The organism is Stenotrophomonas sp. STEN087, from assembly GCF_056759115.1.
The window spans coordinates 13,485-31,994 of the sequence record NZ_JBRRCR010000030.1 but is presented as its reverse complement, the minus strand read 5'-3'; the positions used below and the strand labels follow the sequence as shown (position 1 = coordinate 31,994).

Sequence of the window (18,510 nt, the reverse complement as noted above, 5' to 3'; positions counted from 1 at the left end):
TATGCGACTGACTGCCCTGACCGCATTTGCGGACAACTACATCTGGATGCTGATCGCCGACGATGGCGCCGCCGTGGTCGTCGACCCCGGCGATGCCGCGCCCGTGCTGGCCCTGGCCGACCAAGGCCTGCGCGTGGACACCATCCTGCTGACCCACCACCACGACGACCACATCGGCGGCGTACCCGCGCTGCAGGCGCGTTTTCCCAGCGCACGGGTCATCGCTCCGGTCGAAGAGCGGATCCCGACGGCCACCGAGCGGGTGGGCGAAGGTGAACGCGTTCAGGCACTAGGCCGGATGTTCCACGTACTATCCGTGCCCGGGCATACCCGCAGCCACATCGCGTTTCACACCGCTGAACATCTTTTCAGCGGAGATTCGTTGTTCAGCCTGGGCTGTGGACGCCTGTTCGAAGGTACGCCGTCCCAGCTGCTGGCGTCGATGCGCAAGCTGGGTACCTTGCCCGTGCAACTGCTGCTTTGTTGCGCCCATGAGTACACCGTGTCAAATGCCGTCTTCGCGCGGCATGTCGACCCCGCCAACGCTGCGCTGTGGCAGCGCCAAGAGGAGGCTTTGGCCATGCGCCGCGATGACCGTTCCACCCTGCCGGTAACCCTGGCCAACGAACTGGACTGCAATCCGTTCCTACGTGTGCACACCGCGCCGATCCGCGCGGCGGTGTCGGCGCACCTGGGGCGCGATGTCGTTGACGACGTCGATGTCATGGCCGGTCTCCGGCACTGGAAAGACGGCTTCCGCGCATGATGCGCCGAAGTCTGCCGCTGGCCCTGGGCCTTGTCCTGGGGCTGGCCGGAAACGCGGGCGCGCAGTCGCTGGGCGCCGGCATCAGCCAGAACCTGACCGCCGCGTCGGCCGTGCCGATGGACCCGTCCCTGTTGCCGGCCGCCTCGGTCCGCAACGGCCAGGAGATCTTCGCCAGCTTCCGCGAGGGCCTGGCTGAACCGACCTGCGACGCCGAGGCCACCAGCCCGCGCTGGCAGAAGCAGTTCGCCCACGCCCCCTCGCGCCTGGCTAACCAGGATGACGATGCGCTGGTGCTGTTCGGCTACGTGGTCGAAGAACTGCGCAAGGCCAGCCTGCCCACCGAATTCGCGCTCATCCCGTTCGTGGAGAGCGGCTACCGCCCCAACGCCCGCAACGGCAGCGGCCCGACCGGCCTGTGGCAGTTCATCGCCACCACCGCGCGCAACCACCGCGTGCCGATGGCCAACGGCTACGACGGCCGCCTGTCGGCCGTGGATTCCACCCAGGCCGCGGTGCGTTACCTGAAGACCCTGCACGGCATGTTCGGCGGCGACTGGCGCCTGGCCACCATGGCCTACAACGCCGGCGAGTACCGCGTGCTGCAGTCGATGCGCAAGGCGGGGATGAACGCCCAGAACGCCAAGCCGGCCGCCCTGCCCGGCCTGTCGCCGGTCACCCATGCCTACGTCGAGAAGCTGCATGCCCTGGCCTGTGTGCTGGAGGATGCCGAAGACGAACCCGGCGTGATGGCCTCGCTGGACCGTACCGTGCCCGTACTGAAGGGCCACACCCTGCCGGCCGGCACCAGCGTGCAGCAGTGGGCCGCGCAGCGTGCGCTGGACCCGAACCGCATTGCCCGCCTGAACCCGGCCCTGGCCGGCAGCAGCCGCCCGTCAGGCACCACCCGCGTGCTGGCCCCGGTGGCCGCCGCCTCTGTGCCGGTTGACGATGTCGCCACGGTTGCGACCGCAGCGACCGCCGTGGCCCCCAGCGCAAGCCTGCAGCCGGCCCCGCAGGTCGCCAGGACCGTGGCCAGCGCGGCCGACCGCCCGCGCAATCGCCGCCACACCGTACGCAACGGTGAATCGGCCTGGACCATCGCCCGCCGCTACGGTATGCCGGTGAAGGCCCTGCTCTCGTTGAACGGCCTGAGCGGCAGCAGCGTGCTGAAGCCCGGCGCCGTGCTGCGCATCGAAGACTGACAGCCGCAGCCGGCGGCTGCCCCCGCTGTTCGTAGAGGTCGAGCTTGCTCGACCGCTCTTCCGCTCTTCCGCCCTTTGTAGAGTCGAGCCATGCTCGACTGCTTCTTCACGTCTCCACAAAAGCAGTCGAGCATGGCTCGACTCTACATACAGCGGACGCGCCAACAAAAAAGGCCCGGCATTGCCGGGCCTTCTTCGTCCTGCTCGCCTGGCGGCTTACAGGTTCGCTTCGGTGGTCTGCACCACGAACTTCTTGCGCATCGCGTCGATGTAGGCCTTGGCTGCCGCCATGCCGTCGATCTGGCTCAGCTGGTCCTTCAGCTGCTTCTGCTGTTCCGGCGTCACTTCCTTGATGTTGCCCGGGGTGACCTTGTTCACCACGAACACCAGCGCGTGGCCGTTGACGTCGACCTTGCCGAAGCTCGGCTTGCCTTCGGCCGGCACCGGCGCACTGAAGATGGCGCGGTTGATTTCCGGGGTCGGCACCGGCTGGCTGCGCGGCAGGCCCGGCATCGGGCTGACCTGCAGCTTGTCGCTGGCCACCAGCGACTGCAGGCTGGCACCGCCCTTCAGCTTGGCCAGCACGGCGTCAGCCGCCTTGTCGCTGGCCTGGCGCTGGCGGTCGGCACGGATCGCGGCGATGACCTGCTCACGGGCCTTGTCCAGCGGCAGTGCCTGTTCCGGGGTGTGCGCGGCCACGCGGATCACGACACTGTGGTTGGTGCTGCCGCCCAAGGCGATCGGATCGCTGGCGGTACCGTCCTGCACCATCACGTCGGAGAACGCCGAGCGCAGCACGGCCGGATCAGCGGCGATACCGCTGGCGGTGGCGCGGGTGATCGGGCCCAGGGTCTGCACCGGCAGGTCGACCGACTTGGCTGCAGCAACGAGGTCGCTCGGGCTCTTGTTGATGGCATCGACCAGACGGCCGGCCAGATCGTTGAAGCCACGCTCGCCGTCGGCCTTCAGCTGCTCGGCGGCCAGCACGTCACGCACTTCCTCGAACGACTTGCCTTCGCCACCGCGCACGGCCGCGACCTTGATGATGTGGTAACCGAAGTCGGTCTTGACCGGACCGATCACGTCACCAGCCTTGGCGGCGAACAGCGCGTCCTCGAACGGCTTCACCATCGCGCCACGCTCGACCCAGCCCAGGTCACCGCCCTGGTCCTTGGAACCCGGGTCTTCCGAGTTGGCCTTGGCCAGCGCGGCGAAGTCGGCACCGGCCGCCTTGGCTTCGGTGGACAGCTTGGCGGCCTTGGCTTCGGCACCGTCGCCGGTGATCAGGATGTGCGAGGCCTGGCGCTGTTCCGGGGTCGCGAACTTGGCCTTCTCTTCTTCATAGCGCTTGCGCAGGGTGGCCTCATCGGCCGGCACCGGCGCCGGCAGGTTGGCACCGTTGAGCTCGACGTATTCCAGCGAGACCGATTCGGCCTGGCGGAAATCCTTGCCGTGGCTGTCATACCACTGCTTGATCTGCGCGTCGGTGACCGGCGCGGTATCGGCCGGGACTTCCGGCAGCGCGACCAGCTCGACGTCACGGGTTTCACCCAGCAGCTTCAGCAGGCGCTCGGTCTCGGCCTGGGTGACGAAGCCGGAGTTCTGCAGGCCGGCCGGGATCACCGACTGCTGCAGGCTGGCACGCACTTCTTCCTGGAACTGCGACGGGGTACGCGGCGGATTGCCACCGCCCAGCGCCAGCCGGTAGTTGTTCTCGTTGAACTTGCCATCGCTGCCGAGGAAGGCCGGGATGGTCATGATGTAGTCGCGCACGGCGCCGTCGCCGACGACCACGCCGGCCTGTTCGCCCACCAGGCGCACGACCTGCTCGTCGATCAGCTGGTCCAGCACGGCCAGCTTGTTCTCGGTGCTCTCGAACGCGCGCGGGTCGAAGTTCTCGCCCTGCTGCTGGCGCTCACGCATGCGCTCCTGCTCGAAGCGGGTGCGGAAATCCTGCGCGCTGATCTCGTGGTGCTGCCACAGCATGCGCACCGGCCACCACGACGGCGCCGAGCGCCACCAGGTCGGCGGTGCCGAAACCTTGGCCACGTTCTGTGCGCCGACACCACCGAGGTAGCTGTTGTCGATCACGAACAGGAACGGAATCATCAGCAGCCCCAGGATCACGGTGACGATCCAGCCTGAGGTCTTGTCGCGGAGTTTCTGCAGCATGGTGAGGAATCACATGGCCTGATTGGCGAGCCCGGCAGTGTAACCCGCTTCGCGGCCCGCACCAAAAACGGCGCGGAGGCAGGCGGGACAAGGATCTGCGCCGCATGCACGGCATCCGCGCCGTGCCCGCGCTGGGCGCAGACGCGGCAGCCGGCGCATACTGGCCGGTCAGATGGGCGGCATGCCCCGGCTGCGGCGCGTCACAGGCACAAGGAGGACCCCGTCCATGCGCATCCTGGTCACCGGCGCCTCCGGCTTCGTGGGGGGTGCCCTGCTGCGCCGCCTTGCCGACGTGCCCGGCGTGCAGGCCTTCGGTGTCGCCCGCCGCCCGCTGCCCCTGCCCAACTACGCCGCGCGCGACCTGTCGCAGCCGTTCGAGCTGCCGTTCCGGCCCGACGTGGTGGTGCATGCCGCCGCCCGCGTCGCCCCCTGGGGTACCCCGGCGCAGTTCCGCCAGCAGAACGTGGACACCACCGCACAGGTAATCGAGTTCTGCCGCCGCGCCGGCCATCCGCGCCTGCTGCTGGTGTCCAGCACCGCGGTGTTCTACCGCGAGGCGCACCAGCATGATCTGGACGAGGACAGCCCGATCGGTCCCGCTTTCCTGAATGAATACGCGCGCAGCAAGGCCGAGGCCGAACGCCTGCTGGCCCGCTACGACGGCCCGTCCTGCATCCTGCGCCCGCGCGCGGTGTTCGGCCCCGGTGACACCGTGCTGCTGCCCCGCCTGCTGGCGGCCGCGCGCCGCGGCAGCGTGCCGCTGCTGGTCAGCCCCGGTGGCCCGCCGAAGATCGACCTGATCCACATCGACACGCTGGTGGAGTACCTGCTGCGCGCCGCCCAGGCCCCGCAGCTGGGCGCGGCCTACAACCTGACCAATGCCGCCCCGGTGGACCTGCACGCCCTGCTGCAGCGTCTGCTGGCCGCCCTGCAGCTGCCAGCCCCACGCCGCCGCGTGCCGACCGCGCTGGCCCTGCGCGCGGCCAGCGTGATCGAAGCCGCTTGGCGCGTCCTGCGCCTTCGCAGCGAACCGCCGATCACCCGCTTCGGCGTGGCCGCCTTCGCCTATTCAAAAACCTTCAATCCGCAGCGCATGCTGGCAGACCTGGGGCCACCACAGGTTTCGCTGGAGGACGGTATCGAACGCTTCATCAGCGAGCAGCGTGCGCAATGGTCGGCCTGAGCCTGAACGGGATCGTCCTGGCCAGCCTGCTGCTGGCGGTCCTGTACCTGCTGCTGATGGGCCTCAAAGCCGCCGGCGCGCTGCGCATCCTGGGCCAGCGTCCGCCCCGGCCGCAGGCACCCGCCGGCCATGACGGCCGCGGCGTGGCCATCCTGCAGCCCATTCTTGGCGGCGATCCGCTGCTGGCGCAGGTGCTGCAGCACAACCTGCAGGCGCTGCCCGGCGCACATTTCCATTGGCTGCTGGACGAGGCCGATGCCATCGGACGCGCCACTGCGGACGCACTGTGCGCGGCACACCCCGTCCACCAGATCACCCGCCTGATTTATCCGGCCGCACCGGAAGGGACCAACCCGAAGACCTTCAAGCTGGACGCGGTGCTGCCGCAGGTGCGCGAACCGGTGCTGCTGGTGCTGGACGACGATGCGCGCCTGTCGGCGGCGGCGCTGGCGCAGCTGGTCGACGAACTGGGCGCGGCCGACGCCGACCTGGTCACCGCCCTGCCCTGCTACCGCGACGACGGCGCACGCGGCGCACGCCTGATGGCGCAGTTCGTCAACAACAATGCGGTGCTGACCTACCTCGGCCTGCTGCCGTGGCTGCCACCGCTGTCGATCAACGGCATGTGCTACGCGCTGCGCAGCGAACGCCTGCGTGAGCTGGGCGGGTTCAGCCCGCTGCTGCGGATGCTGGCCGACGATCTGGCCCTGGCCCGCGCGCTGCGCCGACAGGGGGCGCGCCTGTTCCAGTCCACCGCACCGGTGGAGGTGCAGACCCACGTGCCGACGCTGCAACGCTACCGCCAGCAGATGCACCGCTGGATGCTGTTCGCGGTGCTGCTGCTGCGCGATGAATCACCGCGCCTGCGCCTGTTGATCGGCGTGCTGCATGGTCTGCCGCCGCTGCTGCTGTGGGCGCTGCTGGTGCTGGCGGCGCTGCCGCCGATCGGGCTGCCAGCACTCGTTGCCGCACTGGTGCTGGTGCTGCGTGCAGGCCTGCTGGTGCACCTGCAACGCCGCGCCGGCGGCCGCGCCCGACATCGTCCGCTGGCTTCGCTGCTGGCCGAACTGCTACAGCCGCTGCACCTGCTGCATGCGGCCTGCGTGCGGCGCATCCGCTGGCGCACCCGGCTGTACCAGGTACGCGCCAATGATGATTTCAAGGGCGGCTGAGCCGATGCCCACGGCCGCACCGCAACTGCAACTGGCCTTCCTCACCGGGCAGAGCGATCCGGCGCGCTGTGCGCTGAGCCCGCTCCAGCGCGCCTTCGGCGATGCCCTGCTGGCACCGGGTCGGGTGCTGCATCCCAGCAATTTCCCCTATGACGCCGCCACGCCCGATCACCGGCCCGCCGCAGTGCTGGCAGCCAGCTGGCACAACAGCCGCCACTACCTGCGCTCGCGCCGGCCCGGTTTCGCCGCAGCGCATGCGCCGGCATTGGCCCAGCTGCTGCACGCCGCACCGCACACCCTGCTGCTGGTGGGCAGCTGCGGGCTGGAGCTGCTGGCCAACCTCACCCTGCCGCCGGCCCTGGCGCAGCGCTGCAGCGTGCTGGCCTACGGGCCGGTCGCACGCCGCGCACCTGCGGTCGCGCACCTGCAGATCCTGGTGGGCCGTCAGGACTGGATCTCCCGACTGGGTTGGCGCGGCGCGCGGCAGTGGGTCGACAGCGGCCACATGGATTATCTGCAGCAGCCGGACGTGCTGGCCATCGCCCGCGACCTGGCCGCGCGCCTGCAGCAGGAACACGCATGAAGATCGAACTGCTCGCCCCGCCCTACAGCGGCCACCTGCACCCGATTCTCGCCATCGCCCGCCAGCTGCAGCCACAGCACGACGTAACCGTGCTCAGCACGCCCGGTGCGCAGGCGGCGATCTCGGCCAGCGGACTCAACGGTGGCGTGCTGCTGTCGGCAGACCAGGAAGCGGCGCTGTGGCAGATCGCCAACCCGCCCACGCCGGTAAAGGCCAATCCACTGCGCCTGCACGCGCAGCTGACCCAGGCGCTGCAGCTGATGGAACAGATGCGGCAGGCGCTGCAGCAGCGCTGGCAGCACGCACGCCCGGATCTGGCCATCGTCGATTTCACCCTGCCGCCGGCAGGCCTGCTGGCGGCCGAGCTCGGCATCCGCTGGTGGACCAGCCTGCCCTCGCCCTGCGTGCTGGACTGCGCCGACGGCCCGCCGCCGTATCTGGGCGGCCAAGGCCCGGCCCACACGCGCTGGCAGGCACTGCAGCACGCCGGCGGCCGGCAGCTGACACGGCTGTTCAAGCGCGGGGTGCACGCTTGGCAGCGCGCGGCGATGCAGCGGCTGGGCGTGCCATCGATCTATCGCGCCGATGGCAGCGAACGCGTGTATTCAGATGAATGCATCCTCGCCCTGGGCGTGCCGGAGCTGGAATTCCCGCGCACCTGGCCACGGGCGCTGCAGTTCATCGGGCCGATGCTGCACACCCCGTCCAGCACGCACGCGGCGCCGCCGTTCGTGGATGGCGCACGGCATCTGCTGGTCACCGCCGGCACCCACCAGGACTGGATCAAGCCGCGCCTGGCCGAAGCGGCGGCGGCGCTGGCGGCGTTGCACCCGCAGTGGCAGGTCCACGTCAGCGACGGTCACCAGCATGAAATGGGCGATGTGTTGCAGCCGTTGCCGAACCTGCACCGGCTGCCATTCGTCGATTACGCGCGCCATCTGCATCGCTATGACCGCGTGCTGCACCACGGTGGCGCCGGCGTGATGTACCACGCACTGCGCGCTGGCGTGCCGTCGCTGGTCCATCCACTGGATTACGACCAGTTCGACCACGCTGCACGATTGCAGGCAGCAGGCGCAGGGCTGTGGCTGCGCGATCTGGATCAGCTGCCGGCGCTGTTCGCACGCGCACTGCAGTCCGATGCGTTTCCGGGGCTGGCCGCGCTGCAGGCGTCCGTGCAGCGGCATATGGCGGTGGAATCGGTGCTGGACCGCGTCGCATCGCTTGAACGGTAGCGCCGGGCCACGCCCAGCGTAGATCGACCCCGAAAATGCAAAATGCCCGCAGGTCCAGGACCGACGGGCATCTTCGTTGACACTTCAAACTCTGCTGGCGGAGCGGACGGGACTCGAACCCGCGACCTCCGGCGTGACAGGCCAGCATTCTAACCAGCTGAACTACCGCTCCACGTTTGCTGCAAACCTTTCTGTCTCCCCCGGCCGAGGCCGGTTGAAACAAGGCGCCCGGTTGCCCGGAAGCCTTTGAAACTGGCGGAGCGGACGGGACTCGAACCCGCGACCTCCGGCGTGACAGGCCAGCATTCTAACCAGCTGAACTACCGCTCCAGTTGTGTTGCTGTTTTCCCGCAGGGCGAACCCTTGAAGAAAACAAAGCCCCCAGTCGCCCGGGGGCCTCGCGTCAAAGTGGCGGAGCGGACGGGACTCGAACCCGCGACCTCCGGCGTGACAGGCCAGCATTCTAACCAGCTGAACTACCGCTCCACACTTGAACTTTTACTGCGGTGCTGTGGTGGGTGCTGAGGGTTTCGAACCCCCGACCCTCTCCGTGTAAAGGAGACGCTCTACCGCTGAGCTAAGCACCCCAGCGAGCCGCTTAGTTTACAGCATCCTTCAGGGCCTTACCAGCCTTGAACGACGGATTCTTCGAAGCAGCGATCTTGATGGTGTCGCCGGTCTTCGGGTTGCGGCCGGTGCGGGCAGCACGGTCGCGGACCTGGAAGGTACCGAAGCCAACCAGGGTGACCGCATCGCCGTCCTTCAGCGCCTTGGTGACGGCAGCAACGACGGCATCGACAGCGCGGCTGGACTCGGCCTTGGTCAGGTCGGCGGCTTCAGCAACGGCATCGATCAATTCGGTCTTGTTCATTCTGTACAACTCCTTTGGCGGTGGGTTCCGCTTATTCGACAGGGAAGCAACCGCACGCGATGCGCGCACGGCCGCCATGTGGAAACTGTTCGCCGAATTCAGCGATCGCCAGACTGCGATCACTCATTCGCGGGTGCTGCTTTTATACCAGCGCCCCTACCCCCACGCAAGGTGGAAAGCCAGCAACGACGCGGGTTTCAGGCATTTCGACCGCGCGCGTCAATGCTTGACGCGCGCATTTCCACTCGGTTTGGCCTTGCTGCGCACCGTGACGCGCTGCGCACTCTTGCGCGCCTTCTTCGGTGCCAGCGGACGCTCCAGCGCCAGGTCCAGCACTTCCTCGATGTACTTCACCGGCACGATCTGCAGGTCGCGGGTGACGTTGGCCGGGATGTCGGCCAGGTCCTTGCGGTTCTCCTCGGGAATGATGACCGTGCGGATACCGCCACGCAGTGCCGCCAGCAGCTTTTCCTTCAGGCCACCGATGGCGGTGACGCGACCGCGCAGGGTGATCTCACCGGTCATCGCCACGTCGGCACGCACCGGCACCTTGCTCAGCATCGACACCAGCGAGGTGACCATCGCCGCGCCGGCACTGGGGCCGTCCTTCGGCGTGGCGCCATCGGGCACGTGCACGTGCACGTCGTGCTTCTGCAGGAAGTCCGCATCGATGCCGAAACCGACGGCGCGCGAACGCACCACCGACAGCGCCGCCGATGCCGATTCCTTCATCACGTTGCCGAGCTGGCCGGTCAGGATCAGCTGGCCCTTGCCCGGCACCAGGGTCGATTCGATCTGCAGCAGGTCGCCGCCCACTTCGGTCCAGGCCAGGCCGGTGACCAGGCCGATTTCGTTGGCTTCCTCGGCGCGGCCGAAATCGAAGCGACGCACGCCCAGGTACTTGTCCAGGTTCTTGCTGGTGACGCTGACCAGGGCCTTGGACTTCTTCGCGCCCTTCTTCGCCTTCACCGGCTGCGGGCCGGCCAGCGCGATTTCCTTCACCACTTTGCGGCAGATCTTGGCGATCTCGCGTTCCAGGTTGCGCACGCCGGATTCGCGCGTGTAGTAACGCACGATGTCCTGGATGGCATCGCTGCCGATTTCCAGTTCTTCCGGCTTCAGGCCATTGGCCTTGATCTGCTTCGGCGACAGGTAACGGGTGGCGATGTTGAGCTTCTCATCCTCGGTGTAGCCGGGGATGCGGATCACTTCCATGCGGTCCAGCAGCGGGCCCGGGATGTTGAGCGAGTTGGAGGTCGCCACGAACATCACTTCGGACAGGTCCAGGTCCACTTCCAGGTAATGGTCGTTGAACGCGTTGTTCTGCTCCGGGTCGAGCACTTCCAGCAGCGCCGAGGACGGATCGCCACGGAAGTCCATCGACATCTTGTCGATCTCATCGAGCACGAACAGCGCGTTCTTGCTGCCGACCTTGTTGAGGTTCTGCACGATGCGGCCCGGCATCGAACCGACGTAGGTACGGCGGTGGCCACGGATCTCGGCCTCGTCGCGCACGCCGCCCAGCGACATGCGCACGAACTTGCGGTTGGTGGCCTTGGCGATGGACTGACCCAGCGAGGTCTTGCCCACGCCCGGCGGACCGACCAGGCACAGGATCGGGCCCTTCATCTGCTTCACGCGCGACTGCACCGCCAGATATTCCAGGATGCGGTCCTTGACCTTGTCCAGGCCGTAGTGGTCGGCGTCCAGGGTGTCCTGCGCGGCCTTCAGGTCCTTGCGCACCTTGGTGCGCTTCTTCCACGGCACGCCCAGCAGCCACTCCAGGTAGTTGCGCACGACGGCCGCTTCGGCCGACATCGGCGACATCTGCTTGAGCTTGTTCAGCTCGTTGCGCGCCTTGGTTTCCACCGGCTTGGGCATGCCGGCTTCGGCGATCTTGCGGGCCAGCTCTTCCAGCTCGCCCGGCGCGTCGTCGAGGTCACCCAGTTCTTTCTGGATGGCCTTCATCTGTTCGTTGAGGTAGTACTCGCGCTGGCTCTTTTCCATCTGCGACTTCACGCGGCCGCGGATGCGCTTTTCCATCTGCTGCACGTCGATCTCGCCGTCGACCAGGCCGACCAGCATCTCCAGGCGCTCGCCCACGGCCAGCGTTTCCAGCAGGCGCTGCTTGTCGGCCAGGCGAACGCTGATGTGCGCGGCGATGGTGTCGGCCAGGCGCGCCGGCTCGTCGATGCCGGCCAGGGTCTGCAGCAGCTCCGGCGGCAGCTTGCGGTTGGTCTTGACGTACTGCTCGAACAGCGACATCAGCGAGCGGGCGATGGCCTCGATCTCGCGCGGTTCGCGCGGATCGGCCGCGTCGATTTCCACGGCCTGGCCGTGCAGCGAGCCATCACGCTCGTCGACGTGGGTGACCTGCACGCGCGACAGGCCTTCGACCAGCACCTTGATGGTGCCATCGGGCAGCTTCAGCAGCTGCAGCACCTGCGCCAGCGTACCGACCTGGTAGAGGTCGGCCGCATGCGGGTCGTCGGTCTCGGCCGACTTCTGCGCCAGCAGCAGGATGCGCTTGTCTGCCTCCATTGCCTGTTCGAGCGCGTGCATGGACTTGTCACGGCCGACGAACAGCGGGATGACCATGTGCGGGAACACCACTACGTCGCGCAGCGGCAGGACCGGCAGGTCGAGGGTTTCACTTGGGGAACGGGCCATGGGGGCTCCAGGGAAGGGGAAAACCGTCTCCGGGAGGGCATCTTCCGGAGACAAAAAAAGCCGATGGCCCCGTTATGGGGCCATCGGCTTTCAGATGCAAGGCGTTCGTTGAAAATCCTTTCAAATCAAAAACTTGAAAGGATCACTCGGCGCCTGCGGCCTTCTGTTCAGGGGCCGCCGGGGTCTGGTAGATCAGGTACGGCTCGGACTTGTGCTCGATCACCGATTCATCCACGACCACCTTGCTGACGTTTTCCTGCGAGGGAAGGTCGTACATGGTGTCCAGCAGGACCGATTCGACGATGGTGCGCAGGCCACGGGCGCCGGTCTTGCGCTTGAGCGCCTTCCGGGCAATGGCCGACAGCGCGTCCGGACGGAACTCCAGCTCGACGTTCTCCATCTCGAACAGCTTCTTGAACTGCTTGGTGATGGCGTTCTTCGGCTCGGTCAGGATCTTGATCAGGGCCGGCTCGTCCAGCTCCTCCAGGGTCGCCACCACCGGCAGGCGGCCGACGAACTCGGGGATCAGGCCGAACTTGATCAGGTCTTCCGGCTCGACTTCAGCCAGCACCTTGCCCACTTCCACCTTGCGCTCGGCACTCTTCACCTTGGCGCCGAAGCCGATGCCGCCGGCGTCGTTGGAGCGCTGCTGGATCACCTTGTCCAGGCCGGCAAACGCGCCGCCACAGATGAACAGGATGTTCTTGGTGTCCACCTGCAGGAATTCCTGCTGCGGGTGCTTGCGGCCGCCCTGCGGCGGAACGCTGGCCACGGTGCCTTCGATCAGCTTCAGCAGGGCCTGCTGGACGCCTTCGCCGGACACATCGCGGGTGATCGACGGGTTCTCGCTCTTGCGCGAGATCTTGTCGATTTCATCGATGTAGACGATGCCCTGCTGTGCCTTCTCGACGTCGTAGTCGCACTTCTGCAGCAGCTTCTGGATGATGTTCTCCACGTCCTCGCCCACGTAACCGGCTTCGGTCAGCGTGGTGGCGTCGGCCATGGTGAACGGCACGTTGAGCAGGCGGGCCAGAGTTTCGGCCAGCAGCGTCTTGCCCGAACCGGTCGGGCCGACCAGCAGGATGTTCGACTTGGCCAGTTCGACCTCATCGTTCTTCTGCCGGCTCTCGATGCGCTTGTAGTGGTTGTAGACGGCCACGGCCAGGGTGCGCTTGGCCCGGTTCTGGCCAATCACGTACTGGTCGAGCACCTCGAGGATCTCGCGCGGCTTGGGCAGCGAACTGCGCGCCGACTGCGCCTTTTCCTCGAGTTCTTCACGGATGATGTCGTTGCACAGCTCCACGCATTCATCGCAGATGAACACGCTCGGACCCGCAATAAGCTTGCGCACTTCATGCTGGCTCTTTCCACAGAAAGAGCAGTAGAGGATCTTGCCGGTGTCCGTGGAACGACCTTGGCGGTCTTCGCTCATGCTTCGCTTACCCAGTTACCCCACCCGCTGAACGGGGGTTCGATTCGAGAATAGCACAGGGCCGGAGGGACGCCAGTCCCGGTCCGACCCTGCAGGAACGGGGCCTCCATGGCCCCGTGCAGGCCGATCAACCGGCCTGGATCGACTCTTCCGGACGACGCTCCAGCACCTGGTCGACCAGGCCATAGGCCACCGAGTCGACCGCGCTCTTGAAGTTGTCGCGCTCGGTGTCGCGGGCGATCGTTTCCAGCGACTGGCCGGTGTGCTTGGCCAGCACTTCGTTCAGGCGCGAACGCAGGGTCAGGATTTCACGGGCATGGATGTCGATGTCCGTGGCCTGGCCCTGGAAGCCGCCCAGCGGCTGGTGGATCATCACGCGCGAGTTCGGCAGCGCATAACGCTTGCCGGCAGCGCCCGAGGCCAGCAGCAGGGCGCCCATCGAGGCGGCCTGGCCGACGCAGATGGTGCTCACGTCCGGCTTGATGTACTGCATGGTGTCGTAGATCGCCATGCCGGCGGTGACCACGCCACCCGGCGAGTTGATGTAGATGCTGATGTCCTTTTCCGGGTTTTCCGCTTCCAGGAACAGCAGCTGCGCCACCACCACGTTGGCCATGTGATCGTCGATCGGGCCCACGAGGAAGATCAGGCGCTCCTTCAACAGGCGCGAATAGATGTCGTAGGCACGCTCGCCGCGGCTGGTCTGCTCGACCACCATGGGAACCATGTTCAGGGCTTTGGTCCGGTTGTCCATTTCGTGAGGTACCTGTCTTGGGGGGAAACACCCCCGCGCCAGGGCAGGCGCGGGGTATGGGGAGATCCGCCCCGTATTACTGGCGGATCGCGTCCTGGAACGACAGCTTTTCTTCGGTGTGCTGGGCGCGCTCGGCGATCCAGTCGATCACCTGCTCTTCCATCACACGGTTCTGCAGACCAGACATCAGCTGGGGGTCGTTGCGGTACATCTCAATGACCTGTTCCGGCTCTTCGTAGGTCGAAGCGATCAGACGCATCGTTTCATTCAGGCGCTTGGGTTCCAGGCGCAGGTCGTTGGTGCGGGCCACTTCGCCCACCACCAGGCCGACCAGCACGCGCTTGGCGGCGGCGTCCTTGAAGCCTTCGTGGGCATCGGCCGGGATTTCACCGACGCTCTGGCCGTTGCGGCGGGCCTGCTCGACCTGCTGGCCCAGCATGGCGCGGGCTTCGTTCTCGACCAGGCGCGGCGGCATTTCCACCGACGAATAGGCGGCGATCAGCTGCTCGCCCACTTCGCGGCGCAGGCGGTTCATCAGGGCGCCCTTCAGCTCGCGCTCCAGGTTGGCGCGGATGTCGCTGCGGAACTGCTCGACGTCGCCGCCCTTCACGCCGAAGCTTTTGATGAAGGCTTCATCGACGGCCGGCACGACCGGCTCGGACAGCTCGACGACCTTGACGGTGACCTGCACGGTCTTGCCAGCCAGCACCGGCACGCGCCAGTCAGCCGGGAACTCGACGTCCAGGGTCTTTTCTTCACCCTTGGCCAGGCCGACCAGACCCTTTTCGATGGTTTCGAACATCATGCCCTGGCCGAGCACGATCGAACCCTTCTCGGTGCCTTCGGCCGGCAGGCGCTCTTCGCCGGCCTGCGACCAGGTTTCCAGCGCGACCAGGTCGCCGTCCTGCGCGCCACGGGTGACCGGGGCCCAGGTACGACGCTGGTTCTGCAGGTTCTCGATCATCTGGTCGATGTCGGCGTCGGTGATTTCAGCGGTGTGGCGCACCACGGTCAGCTTGCTGACGTCGATGTCGCCGAAGTCCGGCACCACTTCGACGGTGGCGACGAAGGAGAATTCACCCTCTTCGCCCTTGTCGATGCGCGGGCTGCCAACGATGCGCAGGTCGTGCTCACGCACGGCAGCATCGAAGGTTTCGCGCAGCAGGCCGTCCAGCGCCTCGCCACGGACCTGCGCGCCGAAGCGCTGCTCGATCACCTTGGCCGGCACCTTGCCCGGGCGGAAGCCCTTGATGCGGGTGGTACGGGCGATTTCGCCCAGGCGGCCGTTGATGTGGCTCTGCAGACGGTCTTCCGGCAGCGAGAAGCTCAGGCGGCGTTCCAGGTTGCCGATGGTTTCGATCGAAGCTTGCATGTTGACTCCTGCCACCGGTGGCCCACGCCCCCGGCTCGATGATTGGAATGAAACGGTTGTAAGGACACGACGTCTGGGACGCGCCTGCTTGCCGCAGCCCTTTAGTTTCGCCCAATTTGGCCTGCACTGCCAGCGCGTGGCGGTCAAGGGTCCGTCGGCGGCCCGATCAGGGCGGAGACAGGCCGGCACTGGTGCGAAAGGGGGGACTCGAACCCCCACGCCTTGCGACACTGGAACCTAAATCCAGGGCGTCTACCAATTCCGCCACTTTCGCGTGGCCGGCACAGGGATTCATTGTCGCAGGCGGGGCTGGAAAGCGAAAGGCATGACAAAGCTGAATGCGAATTCCCGCGCGTTTCGCGCAGACTCGCCGGATCGCCCTGGCTGGACGTCCCGATGGAGCACATCAGCACCGCCCCGCCCTCCCCGCGCACCTGGAACGCCTGGTGGAAGGCCGCCGTCTGGCTGGCGGGCCTGGCCGTGGCCGGCCACTTCCTGTGGGTTACCGCGCAGCGCTATGTGCAGGTGACGCCGGAGGCCTACGGCATGTTCTGGGACCGGCGCAGCTGGCTGTGGCTGCACGTCGCCGGTGGCAGCCTGGCCATGCTGGCCGGGGCCAGCCAGTTCGTGGCGGCGCTGCGCCGGCGCTGGCCCGCCCTGCACCGCTGGCTGGGACGCACCTACCTGCTGGGCATCCTGATTGGCAGCACCGCCGTGGTCGGGCTGCTCGTCACGACCCAAGGGTGGCTGGCACTGAAACTCGCGTTTGCCGCCACCGGCCTTGCCTGGCTGATCACCTCTTTGCGCGGCTACCGCACGATTCGCCGTGGCGACATCGACGCGCACCGGCGCTGGATGCTGCGCAGCTATCTGGTGACGCTGTCACCCGCCGTGTTCCGCCTGTTCCTGCTGGTACCGGCACTGATGCAGCTGGCGTCGCCGCTGGTGATGGTGCCCAGCCTGCTGGTGCTCAGCTGGGCGCTGCCACTGCTGGCCTACGAAAGCGGACGACGCCTGCGCAGCGTTCGCACGTCGTTCGCAAGGGCCCGGATGGCCTGAACCACGCCGGGCCCGGCAGGCTCAGTGCGCGGGTTCGGCCGGCTGCGCGGGTTCGGTCGCCGCTGGCGCATCGGTCGCATCGACCTTGCGCAGCTGCACCGACGACCCATCGGCCGCGCGGGTGATCTCGACCGCCTCGGTCGTCCCACCGTTCTCCGAAGGCATGGCCGGCTGCGCTGCCACGCTTGCCGTGTCGGCATCACGCGGCACGGTCTGCGCTTGGTCGTCTGTGGTCGATGGCGACTCACCGGCCTTGCAGCCCACCAATGCGAGCAGCAGCACGCCGGACACGATCAGCCCTGCATTCCTCTTCATTGCAATCATCAAGACTCACTCCACATGCATGCGCTTCTGGCGCGGAACATCCATTGGGAGTGATGCGAAGCGCGACCGGTGAGATGCAGCGCACAGCATTGAAAACACTGATGACGCATGTAACCCAGTTTTAAGCATCGCTTCAGTAGATCCACGCCATGCGTGGATATGACGCGCCGATTGATCAGTAGATCCACGCCATGCGTGGATGCGTCCCGACCACGCGAACCGCCCGATCGCAGGCAAGAAAAAAGCCACTTGGCGATGGTAGATCCACGCCATGCGTGGATGCGCAGCTGCGGCGGATCGCTGGACCGCAGGCAAGAAAAAAGCCACTTGGCGGACCAAGTGGCTTTCGTCTGGTGGGCTGTCAAGGATTCGAACCTTGGACCTATTGATTAAGAGTCAACTGCTCTACCAACTGAGCTAACAGCCCGAAATCGGGGCGCGAATTATGACCCCATCCGCCTGGGGGGTGCAAGCACTTCGTTCAACATCGTTGACGTCCGCGCTGCTCCGGGTACCGCACTAGCTGAAGGAAAAAGCCACCTGGCATACCAGGTGGCTTCCGTCTTGGTGGGCTGTCAAGGATTCGAACCTTGGACCTATTGATTAAGAGTCAACTGCTCTACCAACTGAGCTAACAGCCCGTGAAACTCAGACGCACATTGTAGCGTGCATTCTGTTTATTGCAATACCGTGTCGGCGTTGCCGATGCGGTTGAAACAGTGGGGTGGCTGAGGGGATTCGAACCCCCGACCACCGGAATCACAATCCGGTACTCTAACCAACTGAGCTACAGCCACCACTGAAACGTTTGCTTCATCGCCAATGTTCTGGCGCTGGAGCCTGATGCGTTGCCTTGAGTGGGCGGAAGCAGAAGTTCCGTCCCCCGAAGCGAGTCCGGCATTTTCCGGGAGTCGCGCGGGAATTGCAAGCACTTCTTCACATTGATGTGCAGGGGCCTGCCAGGATCCGACAGCACCCACCACTCAGGGATCGCTGGCCGAGATGACCCGGGTCGTTTCGCCTGCTTCATCCAGGAACGCCAGCGTCGCCTCGCCCTTCGGCGTGACCTGCAACTGCAGGCGCGGATTGCCCTTGGCGTCCAGCAACTGCAGCATCGCGTTGCGCGCATCGGACCTGCCGAGGAACACGCGACGGGTGATCGCCTCTTCGCCCGCCTTGGCCAGCCGCTCGTCATCGGCCGAGAAGATCGGCCGCTTCAGGCCATCGGCCACGTCATTGAACATCAAGCCTGCGATATTCCCATCGGGGCCATCCAGTCCCAGCAACTGCAGCTGCTGGTCCTGCTGGTACCGATCAAAGGTGAGGCTCATCCCGCTGTCCGGGCGCCCATCCTTGCCCAGCGCGCCATTGAAGATCAGGCCACCATTCTCGGTGCCCTCGTCATTCAGGAACAGCATGCCGGCCATGGGTCGCTTGTGTGCGGTGATCTCCTCGCCCTTCATGAAGCCACCCGGGAAACGCGTGCGGTTGGACACAACCAGGCGCAGGGTGCCGTCGGGCTCGCGGATGTTGATGCGCTGCGCGTCGATGACATCGAACGATGCATCGCGATGGGCACTGGCGCCCATCAACAGACCGGCCAGCGCCAGCAGGGTGACACCGCCGCAGTACAGCGAAAGCCGCCGCTGGCTGGCGCGCAGGCGCTGCACTTCCGCAACGAGGTCCCTGTCCTGGGCTGCCTGCTCCGTCATGCG

At 66.4% G+C, this 18,510-nt stretch carries 15 protein-coding genes and 8 tRNA genes; 7 read left to right on the top strand and 16 right to left on the bottom strand.

Features of this window, described 5'->3' with window-relative positions:
* The first annotated feature begins 1 nt into the window (after window position 1).
* The gene (gene gloB, locus ACVOK1_RS10250) at window positions 2-766 is read left to right on the top strand and encodes a hydroxyacylglutathione hydrolase (protein ID WP_481561958.1); all 765 of its coding nucleotides are present in this window, start codon (window positions 2-4) and stop codon (window positions 764-766) included.
* Entirely contained in the window at window positions 763-1,968 is a 1,206-nt protein-coding gene (locus tag ACVOK1_RS10245) for a lytic transglycosylase domain-containing protein (RefSeq protein ID WP_481561957.1), read from the top strand. The genes gloB and ACVOK1_RS10245 overlap by 4 nt, the downstream gene beginning before the upstream one ends.
* A gap of 216 nt (window positions 1,969-2,184) precedes the next feature.
* On the opposite strand, the gene ACVOK1_RS10240 is transcribed toward ACVOK1_RS10245, so the two are convergent.
* Entirely contained in the window at window positions 2,185-4,140 is a 1,956-nt protein-coding gene (locus tag ACVOK1_RS10240) for a peptidyl-prolyl cis-trans isomerase (protein ID WP_481561956.1), read from the bottom strand.
* Between the two features lie 226 nt (window positions 4,141-4,366).
* Here ACVOK1_RS10240 and ACVOK1_RS10235 point away from each other — a divergent pair, with 226 nt between their 5' ends.
* The 4 genes from ACVOK1_RS10235 to ACVOK1_RS10220 are packed head-to-tail and all read left to right on the top strand — an operon-like array spanning window position 4,367 to window position 8,313.
* Window positions 4,367-5,323, top strand: a complete 957-nt coding sequence (locus ACVOK1_RS10235; protein ID WP_481561955.1) for an NAD-dependent epimerase/dehydratase family protein — start codon at window positions 4,367-4,369, stop codon at window positions 5,321-5,323.
* Window positions 5,311-6,495, top strand: coding sequence for a glycosyltransferase (locus ACVOK1_RS10230; RefSeq protein WP_481561954.1), 1,185 nt, complete (start codon window positions 5,311-5,313; stop codon window positions 6,493-6,495). The genes ACVOK1_RS10235 and ACVOK1_RS10230 overlap by 13 nt, the downstream gene beginning before the upstream one ends.
* A complete protein-coding gene (locus ACVOK1_RS10225) occupies window positions 6,473-7,078 on the top strand; it encodes a hypothetical protein (protein WP_481561967.1) in 606 nt (201 codons plus the stop codon). The genes ACVOK1_RS10230 and ACVOK1_RS10225 overlap by 23 nt, the downstream gene beginning before the upstream one ends.
* The gene (locus ACVOK1_RS10220; RefSeq protein WP_481561953.1) at window positions 7,075-8,313 is read left to right on the top strand and encodes a glycosyltransferase; all 1,239 of its coding nucleotides are present in this window, start codon (window positions 7,075-7,077) and stop codon (window positions 8,311-8,313) included. The genes ACVOK1_RS10225 and ACVOK1_RS10220 overlap by 4 nt, the downstream gene beginning before the upstream one ends.
* A 95-nt stretch (window positions 8,314-8,408) precedes the next feature.
* On the opposite strand, the gene ACVOK1_RS10215 is transcribed toward ACVOK1_RS10220, so the two are convergent.
* The 10 genes from ACVOK1_RS10215 to ACVOK1_RS10170 form a co-directional block, all read right to left on the bottom strand.
* Window positions 8,409-8,485: transfer RNA gene (locus ACVOK1_RS10215), tRNA-Asp, on the bottom strand.
* A gap of 81 nt (window positions 8,486-8,566) precedes the next feature.
* Window positions 8,567-8,643: transfer RNA gene (locus tag ACVOK1_RS10210), tRNA-Asp, on the bottom strand.
* A 79-nt stretch (window positions 8,644-8,722) separates the two neighbouring features.
* A tRNA-Asp gene (locus ACVOK1_RS10205) sits at window positions 8,723-8,799 on the bottom strand.
* A 26-nt stretch (window positions 8,800-8,825) separates the two neighbouring features.
* A tRNA-Val gene (locus ACVOK1_RS10200) sits at window positions 8,826-8,900 on the bottom strand.
* Window positions 8,901-8,911: 11 nt separating this feature from the next.
* A complete protein-coding gene (locus ACVOK1_RS10195) occupies window positions 8,912-9,184 on the bottom strand; it encodes an HU family DNA-binding protein (RefSeq protein WP_004146343.1) in 273 nt (90 codons plus the stop codon).
* 219 nt (window positions 9,185-9,403) lie between these two features.
* The gene (lon, locus tag ACVOK1_RS10190; RefSeq protein ID WP_108767956.1) at window positions 9,404-11,854 is read right to left on the bottom strand and encodes an endopeptidase La; all 2,451 of its coding nucleotides are present in this window, start codon (window positions 11,852-11,854) and stop codon (window positions 9,404-9,406) included.
* A gap of 142 nt (window positions 11,855-11,996) precedes the next feature.
* Window positions 11,997-13,286, bottom strand: coding sequence for an ATP-dependent Clp protease ATP-binding subunit ClpX (gene clpX, locus ACVOK1_RS10185; RefSeq protein ID WP_108758290.1), 1,290 nt, complete (start codon window positions 13,284-13,286; stop codon window positions 11,997-11,999).
* Window positions 13,287-13,413: 127 nt separating this feature from the next.
* Entirely contained in the window at window positions 13,414-14,040 is a 627-nt protein-coding gene (clpP, locus tag ACVOK1_RS10180; protein ID WP_079220811.1) for an ATP-dependent Clp endopeptidase proteolytic subunit ClpP, read from the bottom strand.
* 76 nt (window positions 14,041-14,116) lie between these two features.
* Window positions 14,117-15,412 (bottom strand): trigger factor, encoded by a 1,296-nt coding sequence (gene tig, locus ACVOK1_RS10175; RefSeq protein ID WP_481561952.1) that lies wholly within the window; start codon window positions 15,410-15,412, stop codon window positions 14,117-14,119.
* Window positions 15,413-15,601: 189 nt separating this feature from the next.
* Window positions 15,602-15,686, bottom strand: a tRNA-Leu gene (locus ACVOK1_RS10170).
* A gap of 122 nt (window positions 15,687-15,808) precedes the next feature.
* On the opposite strand from ACVOK1_RS10170, the gene ACVOK1_RS10165 reads away from it, so the two are divergent.
* Window positions 15,809-16,471 carry a DUF2306 domain-containing protein gene (locus tag ACVOK1_RS10165; RefSeq protein ID WP_481561951.1) on the top strand — a complete coding sequence of 221 codons (663 nt, stop codon included), beginning with the start codon at window positions 15,809-15,811 and terminating at the stop codon, window positions 16,469-16,471.
* A 21-nt stretch (window positions 16,472-16,492) separates the two neighbouring features.
* Here ACVOK1_RS10165 and ACVOK1_RS10160 read toward each other — a convergent pair whose 3' ends face one another.
* From ACVOK1_RS10160 to ACVOK1_RS10140, 5 genes are all read right to left on the bottom strand, one after another.
* Window positions 16,493-16,786: a hypothetical protein gene (locus ACVOK1_RS10160; protein ID WP_481561950.1), complete on the bottom strand. Its 294-nt coding sequence runs from the start codon at window positions 16,784-16,786 to the stop codon at window positions 16,493-16,495.
* Between the two features lie 360 nt (window positions 16,787-17,146).
* Window positions 17,147-17,222 (bottom strand) — tRNA-Lys (locus tag ACVOK1_RS10155).
* A 138-nt stretch (window positions 17,223-17,360) separates the two neighbouring features.
* Window positions 17,361-17,436 (bottom strand) — tRNA-Lys (locus tag ACVOK1_RS10150).
* A 79-nt stretch (window positions 17,437-17,515) separates the two neighbouring features.
* Window positions 17,516-17,592: transfer RNA gene (locus ACVOK1_RS10145), tRNA-His, on the bottom strand.
* 186 nt (window positions 17,593-17,778) lie between these two features.
* Complete coding sequence (locus tag ACVOK1_RS10140; RefSeq protein ID WP_481561949.1) at window positions 17,779-18,507, bottom strand: hypothetical protein; 729 nt, start codon at window positions 18,505-18,507, stop codon at window positions 17,779-17,781.
* Window positions 18,508-18,510: the final 3 nt, after the last annotated feature.

What these genes read in the sequence shown, in the direction of transcription:
- gloB (WP_481561958.1), top strand. Translation starts at nt 2, where the DNA reads ATGCGACTGACTGCCCTGACCGCATTTGCGGACAACTACATCTGGATG.
- ACVOK1_RS10245 (WP_481561957.1), top strand. Translation starts at nt 763, where the DNA reads ATGATGCGCCGAAGTCTGCCGCTGGCCCTGGGCCTTGTCCTGGGGCTG.
- ACVOK1_RS10240 (WP_481561956.1), bottom strand. Translation starts at nt 4,140, where the DNA reads ATGCTGCAGAAACTCCGCGACAAGACCTCAGGCTGGATCGTCACCGTG.
- ACVOK1_RS10235 (WP_481561955.1), top strand. Translation starts at nt 4,367, where the DNA reads ATGCGCATCCTGGTCACCGGCGCCTCCGGCTTCGTGGGGGGTGCCCTG.
- ACVOK1_RS10230 (WP_481561954.1), top strand. Translation starts at nt 5,311, where the DNA reads ATGGTCGGCCTGAGCCTGAACGGGATCGTCCTGGCCAGCCTGCTGCTG.
- ACVOK1_RS10225 (WP_481561967.1), top strand. Translation starts at nt 6,473, where the DNA reads ATGATGATTTCAAGGGCGGCTGAGCCGATGCCCACGGCCGCACCGCAA.
- ACVOK1_RS10220 (WP_481561953.1), top strand. Translation starts at nt 7,075, where the DNA reads ATGAAGATCGAACTGCTCGCCCCGCCCTACAGCGGCCACCTGCACCCG.
- ACVOK1_RS10195 (WP_004146343.1), bottom strand. Translation starts at nt 9,184, where the DNA reads ATGAACAAGACCGAATTGATCGATGCCGTTGCTGAAGCCGCCGACCTG.
- lon (WP_108767956.1), bottom strand. Translation starts at nt 11,854, where the DNA reads ATGGCCCGTTCCCCAAGTGAAACCCTCGACCTGCCGGTCCTGCCGCTG.
- clpX (WP_108758290.1), bottom strand. Translation starts at nt 13,286, where the DNA reads ATGAGCGAAGACCGCCAAGGTCGTTCCACGGACACCGGCAAGATCCTC.
- clpP (WP_079220811.1), bottom strand. Translation starts at nt 14,040, where the DNA reads ATGGACAACCGGACCAAAGCCCTGAACATGGTTCCCATGGTGGTCGAG.
- tig (WP_481561952.1), bottom strand. Translation starts at nt 15,412, where the DNA reads ATGCAAGCTTCGATCGAAACCATCGGCAACCTGGAACGCCGCCTGAGC.
- ACVOK1_RS10165 (WP_481561951.1), top strand. Translation starts at nt 15,809, where the DNA reads ATGGAGCACATCAGCACCGCCCCGCCCTCCCCGCGCACCTGGAACGCC.
- ACVOK1_RS10160 (WP_481561950.1), bottom strand. Translation starts at nt 16,786, where the DNA reads ATGAAGAGGAATGCAGGGCTGATCGTGTCCGGCGTGCTGCTGCTCGCA.
- ACVOK1_RS10140 (WP_481561949.1), bottom strand. Translation starts at nt 18,507, where the DNA reads ATGACGGAGCAGGCAGCCCAGGACAGGGACCTCGTTGCGGAAGTGCAG.